Annotated in this window: 10 protein-coding genes; 4 read left to right on the plus strand and 6 right to left on the minus strand. The window is 41.9% G+C overall.

What is annotated here, in order from left to right; all coding sequences use genetic code 11:
* Positions 1–185 (minus strand): 50S ribosomal protein L35 (rpmI, locus tag B3143_RS06795; RefSeq protein WP_286739941.1); only part of this gene is annotated, 185 nt, incomplete at its 3' end.
* A 230-nt stretch (positions 186–415) separates the two neighbouring features.
* On the opposite strand from rpmI, the gene B3143_RS06800 reads away from it, so the two are divergent.
* Complete coding sequence (locus tag B3143_RS06800) at positions 416–1,669, plus strand: MFS transporter (RefSeq protein WP_005233927.1); 1,254 nt, start codon at positions 416–418, stop codon at positions 1,667–1,669.
* Positions 1,670–1,760: 91 nt separating this feature from the next.
* Here the strand turns inward: B3143_RS06800 and B3143_RS06805 are convergent, their stop codons facing one another.
* From B3143_RS06805 to B3143_RS06815, 3 genes are all read right to left on the minus strand, one after another.
* Positions 1,761–2,183: a YqaA family protein gene (locus tag B3143_RS06805; protein WP_005233925.1), complete on the minus strand. Its 423-nt coding sequence runs from the start codon at positions 2,181–2,183 to the stop codon at positions 1,761–1,763.
* Positions 2,184–2,190: 7 nt separating this feature from the next.
* Positions 2,191–2,481, minus strand: coding sequence for a hypothetical protein (locus B3143_RS06810; RefSeq protein WP_034580699.1), 291 nt, complete (start codon positions 2,479–2,481; stop codon positions 2,191–2,193).
* Positions 2,482–2,553: 72 nt separating this feature from the next.
* Positions 2,554–3,174, minus strand: coding sequence for a glutathione S-transferase N-terminal domain-containing protein (locus tag B3143_RS06815; protein WP_004783581.1), 621 nt, complete (start codon positions 3,172–3,174; stop codon positions 2,554–2,556).
* Between the two features lie 310 nt (positions 3,175–3,484).
* On the opposite strand from B3143_RS06815, the gene B3143_RS06820 reads away from it, so the two are divergent.
* The 3 genes from B3143_RS06820 (at position 3,485) to B3143_RS06830 (ending at position 5,222) form a co-directional block, all read left to right on the plus strand.
* Positions 3,485–3,949, plus strand: a complete 465-nt coding sequence (locus B3143_RS06820; RefSeq protein ID WP_005233921.1) for an Hsp20 family protein — start codon at positions 3,485–3,487, stop codon at positions 3,947–3,949.
* A 99-nt stretch (positions 3,950–4,048) separates the two neighbouring features.
* Entirely contained in the window at positions 4,049–4,600 is a 552-nt protein-coding gene (locus B3143_RS06825) for a hypothetical protein (RefSeq protein WP_286739942.1), read from the plus strand.
* A gap of 262 nt (positions 4,601–4,862) precedes the next feature.
* Positions 4,863–5,222, plus strand: coding sequence for a hypothetical protein (locus B3143_RS06830; protein ID WP_373687226.1), 360 nt, complete (start codon positions 4,863–4,865; stop codon positions 5,220–5,222).
* Between the two features lie 61 nt (positions 5,223–5,283).
* On the opposite strand, the gene infC is transcribed toward B3143_RS06830, so the two are convergent.
* A complete protein-coding gene (gene infC / locus B3143_RS06835) occupies positions 5,284–5,832 on the minus strand; it encodes a translation initiation factor IF-3 (protein ID WP_081402664.1) in 549 nt (182 codons plus the stop codon).
* A 5-nt stretch (positions 5,833–5,837) separates the two neighbouring features.
* The coding region (locus tag B3143_RS06840) for a threonine--tRNA ligase (RefSeq protein WP_286739943.1) at positions 5,838–6,524 on the minus strand (687 nt) is incomplete at its 5' end.

Genomic DNA, 6,524 nt, shown 5'->3' on the forward strand with positions numbered 1-6,524 from the left:
GGGCACATACGACGAACTGAAGCAACGTCACTTACGTGAACCATTACACAGCCGCGCAATTGACGAATACGCTTAGCAGATTTTTTGGTCAAAATGTGGCGTTTGAACGCTTGTTTACGCTTAAAACCGTTAGCAGTCGCTTTGAAGCGTTTAGCTGCACCACGGCGAGTTTTCATCTTAGGCATAACAACCTCTTTTGAACACCTGTTCGGCACGTCTGCACCATTGCAAGAACGCCCTGCAGGTAAGGGAGCCGATATTCTAATGCATCTTTGCTTAAAACAAAAGCACTAGTCTTTTTTTCTTGATGAATCTGCAAACTTAACATTTTTTACGATAAGAATTGGATGATGAATTTATATACTGCTTGCGATATCACTTTATAATTTGTCAATTTTTTCAGTTGCAGCTCTTTATGCACATTCAGCCCGATGCGTTTGCCGCACTCCGTTATCGAGACTTTTCTATTGTCACCTTAAATCAGTTTTGCCTGACTTTAGCCATTCTGATTCAGGAAATTATTGTTGCCTATTCTCTATATCAGATTACCAAAGACCCGCTAACCTTAGGACTGATTGGTCTGGCAGAAGCCATTCCTTTTATTTCCCTCTCCTTATGGGGCGGATATATCGCGGATCGCTTTAATAAACAGACTATTATGAAAATCTGTTTATTTTTCGCCATTCCGATGCCGCTTATTCTCTGGTCACTGTTTCATTATCACGGCTTGGGAAACCTCAGCGCCAGTCAATTGTCTTGGGGAATTTATGCCGTCATTTTCTGTCTGGGTACCATTCGTGGCTTTTATAATCCTTCAGCAACTTCACTGAAACCCTTTCTGATTCCACGTGCACTTTATGCCAATGGAGCGACCTGGACCACTATTGGCTGGCAAAGTGGGGTAATTATCGGGCCGATGCTCGGTGGTTTTATGCTGGCGTTTTTAGGTCGGGAAACCAGTCTTCTAACTGTCGCAGTACTGGTCAGCATCTGTTTTGTTCTGATTAACTTATTGCAAAAGCGCGATTTTCCTAAAATTGAAACTGAAAATGTCCTGCATAGTCTGGGTGATGGTTTCCGTTTTATCTGGAACAGCAAAATTGTACTATGGTCGATTTCCCTAGATCTGGTTTCGGTACTGTTTGGTGGGGTGATTGCCCTCTTACCGATTTTTGCAGAGGATATTTTAAAGGTTGGTCCTGAAGGTTTGGGGTATTTACGGGCTGCCCCTTCAATTGGCGCACTGATAACCATGATTGCCCTGACCCGTTTTCCGCCTACGCAACATGCCTGGCGTAATATGCTGCTTGCAGTCGCAGGATTCGGAGTCTTTACCCTGCTATTCGCCTTTTCTAACTCGATGTGGCTATCTCTGTTTGCTCTTGCCATGACTGGCGCCTGTGACAGTATTTCTGTAGTGATTCGCCAGACGATTTTACAGATTTACCCACCCGATAATATGCGTGGCCGGGTTGCTGCAGTAAACGGCATGTTTGTCTCATCCAGTAATGAACTGGGTGCTTTTGAGTCCGGTCTGGCTGCGAAATATATGGGCACAATTATGGCTACAGTGTTTGGTGGCAGCATGACCCTACTGGTGGTGGCCATCAGCTGGGCAAGAACCAAGGATCTGTTTGGAATTGATATTACCAAAGGGACTGAAAAATAATTTTTAGTTCTGATGTGCGTAGGATTTTCAATCAGGAAAATATTGTGCACTAATGATGAATACAAATAAAAAGAGGCTTTACGCCTCTTTTTTAAAACATCGCATACGCCCAATAGACAAATAAATAACGTCCTATTTTGGCGACACTGACTATCAAGATAAAACGGGCAAAATTTTCCTTGAGCAAGCCAGCAATTAACGTAATTGGATCGCCAATAATCGGCACCCAGCTCAGCAATAATGACCAATAGCCGTATTTCTGATAGGTACTTTGGGCTTTAAGCATCTGCTGCTCAGAGACTGGAAACCATTTTTTATGTTTATATTGCTCAATCTTAAACCCCAGATACCAGTTCACACAGGAACCCAAGATATTTCCAGCACTTGCGATCATGATAAGTAAAGCCGCCGAATAGCTCCCTTGCCATAATAAACCCAGCAAAACCGCTTCCGACTGCAGCGGTAATAAAGTGGCTGCACCAAAAGCGGCAAGAAAGAGCAGAAACAGGGACATCCCGAGACTAACGGCTTAAACCCAGTTTTTTCTTGGCTTTAAGATATTCCCAATTCGCCCAGAATATAGCCATAACCATGACCAAAATACGTGACCATTGATATTTCTGGGTGATCGGCTCAAGAGCTGCATTTAAAATCTGGCGATCTTTGGTATTCAAGGCGCTGATCACCTGATCCACATGCACAATTTCAGCAATGAACAGCAGCAGACAAGCCGCAATACCGAAAATAATACTCCAGTAAATTCGAGGATTCGTTTCCACGATTTTAGTAAAGTTCAGGAAAAAATCTTTCATACACTCACCCAATAAAAAACCACCCAAAGGTGGTTTAATCTACTTTTATCTAGTTTAGCACAAAGGCCAGACTTATCTGACCTGTATTGCTAACGCTCTTTGCACCGCTGGACGCGCAGTCAGGCGTGTCACATATTCCTGTACTTCCGGATAATCTGCCAGATCAATCTGCTGCCATTCATGACGTAACACCCATGGCAAAATAGCCATATCCGCAATCGAATACTCACCGGCTACATACTTCTGACCAATCAGCTGTTTGTTCAGAACCCCGTATAGACGCTTGGTTTCATTGACATAACGATCAGTGGCATACGGGATACGCTCAGGAGCGAAACGGCTAAAATGATGATTCTGTCCCAGCATCGGACCCAAGCCACCCATTTGCCACATTAGCCATTGCTCAACTTCAACACGTTGCTGCTCATCATCCGGATAAAACAGGCCGGTTTTACGACCCAAATATTGCAGAATCGCGCCAGATTCAAAAACTGAAATCGGTTCGCCACGCGGGCCATCCTGATCCACGATCGCAGGAATTTTATTGTTCGGAGAGATACGTAAAAAATCAGGTTGAAACTGGTCATTTTCCAGAATATTGATTGGGAAAATTTTATATTCCAAGCCCATTTCTTCTAATGCGATGGTAATTTTATGTCCATTGGGCGTTCCCCAATAATATAGATCAATCATGTGATTACCTGTTACCTTTTCGTTTTTACATGACATTATTGAAACTTGATCTAGTTATAGCATGATTTAAAGCCCCACTTCCGCATATTTTGTTATAGATTCGGCAGTAAAATCGCTAAATTCAAAGCATTATTTTTAGCTCAAGATGGGTTCAAATATTTTTAAATCTTGAGTCTTGAAAAGCTTCGCCTCAATCCTATATTAGAAATAGAGCAATGATCTATTCAGGAGATTGTTTCTAATCACTGAGTTCATATTTAAGAATTGCATGTTGTTTATAAAACTTTTCTGAGATCAGGAGGTAAGATCAATGAGCAATTTCAGTCTTAGCCCACTATTCCGTCGTAGTATCGGTTTTGACCGCTTTAATGACCTTTTTGATTATGCAATGCAAAGTGAGGCACCAAACTATCCGCATTACAACATTGAAAAAACCGGCGACAACAATTACCGCATTGTAGTTTCTGCTGCCGGATTCAATGAAGACCAGCTAGAGATCAATCTGGAAAATCAGGTTCTGACCATTAGCGGTAAAGCGATGGAAGAAAATTCAGATACGGCTGTGGAATTCCTACATAAAGGTATCGCCCACCGTTCATTCAAGCTGTCTTTACGTCTGGATGAACATGTAGAGGTACAACACGCTGAATTTGAAAATGGTTTATTGAAAATCGAATTGCAGCGCAATGTGCCGGAAGAAAAATTGCCTCGTCAGATTCCGATTGGCAAAAAACTGTTAGCTGAAAAAAATAAATCTAACGAGCAGCAAAGCTGATCAACAATCAAAAGAAAGGCCCGAACGGGTCTTTCTTTTTTAGGACAGAATCCTTAAGCTTGAAAGTGTTCAATTTTCATCCATCATAAAAATAACAATATGAACACATCAGACATCATTCTGTTTCATCAAAGTGACCAGACGATGAAACATATGGGACTTCTCCTTCTTTGCTATCCCATTGGGATTTTGATGACTTTGTACCTTCATACTTCAGATCCTCCTTCCAGTTTTGTTCGAGGATTGATATTTTTATGGCAGGAGTCTCCAAGCTTTTATGGCTATATGCTAGGTTTCCTGATGCTATCGCTCTTGGTATATAGCATTAAACTAAAAATCACCTCGCGGACAATTTATTACACTTTGGCAGGATACCAGATCAGTCTGTGTTTATATCGTGAAACCGTCCATTACAGCTTTATCAATCCCCAATATGATTCAATTAAGGCACGTACCAAACGCTGGCTAACCAGACTTCCCGCTCATCAAATTAATCAGCGAGATGGCACGCTCGATTTTATTCTTTGTCAGTCCAGTTGGCGCGACCGGCTCTGTTTAAGATTATTCCGGATTCATTTATCGATGTTTTCTCGTCAGCAAGCTAAGGAAATTATTCAAGCCATGTACAGTGCTTGGAATTTAAGATCATAAAGGCTGATTCAAAAACACTTTTAATTATATGGGTTAAGCTGAAAGAAATTTATCTCATCAGATTTCAAAGGATAAAAGCAGTTATTAAAAAAATGGTGTTCTGGTTAGGACTTTCCCCTATCACTACATATATTTGATTTACATAAAATTTCGGCTATGCTTTTTCTGAAACAGAATAAAACATTCAATAAATACCATAGATAAGAAAATCTGCCGTAGGTGCACTATGAATTATGTCCGTCGCAACGCCCTGAGTCCTTTCATGCTATTGAGCTTGCTGTTCTTTTTATTGATTGTCATTTTACTGCTATTGTTTGGCTGGCCACATTATAAAGTTTGGAAACAAGGCATGGATGGTCAGGCAGCATTGGCTGAAGCAGAACAATCCAAAATGATTCAAGTGCAAGTTGCAAAAGCGGAACTGGAAAGTGCCAAACTGCGTGCAGAAGCCATTAAACTCGTTGGGCAGGCAGCTAAAGATTATCCTGAATATCGCAAGCAGGAATTTATTGGTGCATTTGGTGAAGCCCTACGAGAAGGTCGTATTCAACAAATAATTTATGTACCCACTGAGGCCAATATTCCGATTGTAGAAGCAGGAAAATCCTACCCTGCTCAATAAAAGATTAAGTTACCTCATAAAAAAGCCCTGCAAATACAGGGCTTTTTTCATCAAGAGATGCTTACTTTTTCTTTTTAGGACCAAGCAGCATACCCATTTGACGACCTTCCATTTTTGGTGCTTGTTCAACTACACCATATTCAACTACGTCTGCTTCAACTTTTTGCAGTTGAGCCAGACCCAGTTGCTGGTGAGCCATTTCACGACCACGGAAACGCAGGGTAATTTTTACCTTGTTTCCTTCTTCAAGGAATTTGATGATTGCACGTAGTTTTACGTTGTAATCACCTACATCTGTCGCAGGACGTAGCTTGATTTCTTTCACCTGGACTTGATGCTGTTTTTTCTTCGCTTCTTTCTGCTTTTGTTTCAGATCAAACAAATGCTTGTTGAAGTCCATGATTTTGCAGACAGGTGGCTCAGCATTGGCTACGATCTCAACAAGATCAAGATCGGCAGCTTCAGCTGCGCGCAATGCTTCTGCAAGGTTAACAATACCTTTTTGCTCACCATTTTCGTCTACAAGACGGACTTCTTTTGCACGAATTTCATCATTCAAGGCAGGACGGTTTGATTTTCCGCCCTGTTGATTACGGTCAGGCTGTTTAATCGCTGTTACTCCACAATGTACCGGCCGCGTTCGGCTACGGCTGCTTTTACTAAGTCAACGAAAGCGTCGATTGACATAGTACCCAAATTTTTTCCTGAGCGGGTACGGACATTCACCGTACCTTCCTCTACCTCACGGTCCCCAAGTACCAATAAGTAAGGAATACGCTCTAAAGTACGTTCACGAATCTTAAAGCCGATTTTCTCATTTCTCAAGTCAGAAATTGCACGAATTCCGTTTTCTTTAAGTTTCGCGACGACTGACTCACAAGCCTCGGCTTGAGCATCAGTAATATTCATTACACACGCTTGCACTGGTGATAACCAAGGTGGCATAAAGCCCGCGTAGTGCTCAATCAGTATACCAATAAAACGTTCGAAACTGCCAAGAATTGCACGATGCAACATTACAGGCTGATCACGATCGTTATCTTCAGTGACATAAGAGGCATCCAGACGTTCTGGAAGATTGAAGTCACATTGAATGGTACCGCACTGCCAGATTCGGCCTAAGCAGTCTTTCAATGAGAATTCGATCTTCGGACCGTAGAATGCACCTTCACCTGGTTGTAAATCCCAATCCAGGCCAGCAGCATCTAAAGCATCTGCCAAAGATTTTTCTGCCATATCCCAAAGTGCATCATCACCCACACGTTTTTCAGGACGTGTCGACAACTTCATTTGTACTTCTTC

It is taken from the genome of Acinetobacter sp. UBA1496, assembly GCF_002324975.1.
Classification (GTDB): domain Bacteria; phylum Pseudomonadota; class Gammaproteobacteria; order Pseudomonadales; family Moraxellaceae; genus Acinetobacter; species Acinetobacter variabilis.

Excerpts from the sequence above, each read along its gene's own strand:
- B3143_RS06800 (WP_005233927.1), top strand. The coding sequence starts at position 416 with ATGCACATTCAGCCCGATGCGTTTGCCGCACTCCGTTATCGAGACTTT.
- B3143_RS06805 (WP_005233925.1), bottom strand. The coding sequence starts at position 2,183 with ATGTCCCTGTTTCTGCTCTTTCTTGCCGCTTTTGGTGCAGCCACTTTA.
- B3143_RS06810 (WP_034580699.1), bottom strand. The coding sequence starts at position 2,481 with ATGAAAGATTTTTTCCTGAACTTTACTAAAATCGTGGAAACGAATCCT.
- B3143_RS06815 (WP_004783581.1), bottom strand. The coding sequence starts at position 3,174 with ATGATTGATCTATATTATTGGGGAACGCCCAATGGACATAAAATTACC.
- B3143_RS06820 (WP_005233921.1), top strand. The coding sequence starts at position 3,485 with ATGAGCAATTTCAGTCTTAGCCCACTATTCCGTCGTAGTATCGGTTTT.
- B3143_RS06825 (WP_286739942.1), top strand. The coding sequence starts at position 4,049 with ATGAACACATCAGACATCATTCTGTTTCATCAAAGTGACCAGACGATG.
- B3143_RS06830 (WP_373687226.1), top strand. The coding sequence starts at position 4,863 with ATGCTATTGAGCTTGCTGTTCTTTTTATTGATTGTCATTTTACTGCTA.